Origin of the sequence: Bradyrhizobium sp. PRIMUS42 (assembly GCF_023006515.1) — a bacterium.
Lineage (GTDB): Bacteria > Pseudomonadota > Alphaproteobacteria > Rhizobiales > Xanthobacteraceae > Bradyrhizobium.
The window spans coordinates 1-1,266 of record NZ_JALBGZ010001166.1 but is presented as its reverse complement, the minus strand read 5'-3'; the positions used below and the strand labels follow the sequence as shown (position 1 = coordinate 1,266).

Annotated in this window: 1 protein-coding gene and 2 pseudogenes; 1 reads left to right on the top strand and 2 read right to left on the bottom strand. The window is 66.5% G+C overall.

The features are described 5' to 3' along the window. Together MOV75_RS38680 and pxpB are read right to left on the bottom strand one after the other, a co-directional pair. Window positions 1–145 (bottom strand): annotated as a pseudogene (locus tag MOV75_RS38680) (allophanate hydrolase); the annotation flags it as partial. Then, window positions 142–873, bottom strand: coding sequence for a 5-oxoprolinase subunit PxpB (gene pxpB, locus MOV75_RS38675; RefSeq protein WP_246931345.1), 732 nt, complete (start codon window positions 871–873; stop codon window positions 142–144). The pseudogene MOV75_RS38680 and the gene pxpB, both read right to left, overlap by 4 nt. Before the next feature lie 248 nt (window positions 874–1,121). On the opposite strand from pxpB, the pseudogene MOV75_RS38670 reads away from it, so the two are divergent. After that, window positions 1,122–1,266, top strand: a pseudogene (locus tag MOV75_RS38670) (ribonuclease activity regulator RraA); the annotation flags it as partial.

The following is a 1,266-nucleotide window of genomic DNA, read 5'->3' as shown; positions in this document are numbered from 1 at the left end:
CGTTACCGACCAGCGTATTCGCCGCGGCCAGCGACAGCCGGTCCATCGCCCCGCTCACCGTCAAGCCATAGCGCTGCGCGCCGAGGCGACCGCCATCCTGGACGGAGCTTGCAGGGCCGACGCTGGCGATGACGAGCCTGCTCATGCGTCCACCTGCTCGGCAACGATCTCGCCGGCTTCCGCGGCGCGGTCCAGCTCCTCGAAGGTCTTGTGGTCGATGGCGAAGAACGTCACGCGATCACCGGGCTCGGTGAGGAAGGTCGGGTTGCGGTGGAGCTGATAGGTTCTGACAGGCGTGCGGCCGAGCAGGTGCCAGCCGCTCGGCGCGGCGAGGCACTGGATCCCGGCCTGGATGCCGCCGATCGAGATCGTGCCGGCGGGCGTCAGCAGCCGCGGATTTTGCCGCCGCGACATGTGCAGGGATGTGTCGAGGCCGCTGAGATAGGACCAGCCCGGCGTGAAGCCGATCATGGCAACCTTGTAGTCGCCGCCAACATGACGGGCGACAATGTCGTCTGGCGTGGTGTTCAGCGCCTTGGCGACATCCTCGAGATCTATGCCGTGCTCGCCGCCATAGGCGACGGGAATGCGCCAGCGGCGTGCCTTGGTCACCGGCGGCAACGGCCGGGTGGCGATCGGCAGGATCTTTTCGCCGAGCATGTCGAAACCAATCTTGCCGGGATCGTAATGTACCAGCAGCGAGCGATAGGTCGGCACGGTCTCGGTGATGCCGTCGATGGGGCTTGCCGCGAGTGCCTTGTCGAGCGCCAGCACGCGCTGGTTGGCGGCGTCATCGATCGTGCGGCTGAACTCGACCGTGACGGCGCTGTCGCCACTGGGCAGAAGGCGGGGCGGGGGAAGCGTCGCGGCCATGAGCTGTCGAAGAGCTGTCGAAAACGGGAATGCGGCCCCGACGTGGGAGTTCCGCTTCGTCCTGCTTCGCGTAAATGCGCCCGCAAGTCCAATAAATTAATGCAAGGGGGCGCGATAAGACCTTGTTATCGCGTCGCATAACGGCTCAGCCGCCCTGCGTTATTGGTGGCCTCTTGGCCCTTGACGCAAGGGCTGCGGCTCGCAAGATGCGCGCGTTCTTTCCCGCACCTCGGAGCTCGTTGTCGTCCATGTCGCTGTCCCCCGAAGCCCGCAAGACCCTCGCCGGCATCACCACCGCCACCATCACCACGGTCCTGCTGAAGAAGGGCCTGCGCAATGTGTGGATGCGGGGCGCGCGCCCGCTGCGCCCGGGCCTGCCGCGCCTGGTGGGAC

What these genes read in the sequence shown, in the direction of transcription:
- pxpB (WP_246931345.1), bottom strand. Translation starts at nt 873, where the DNA reads ATGGCCGCGACGCTTCCCCCGCCCCGCCTTCTGCCCAGTGGCGACAGC.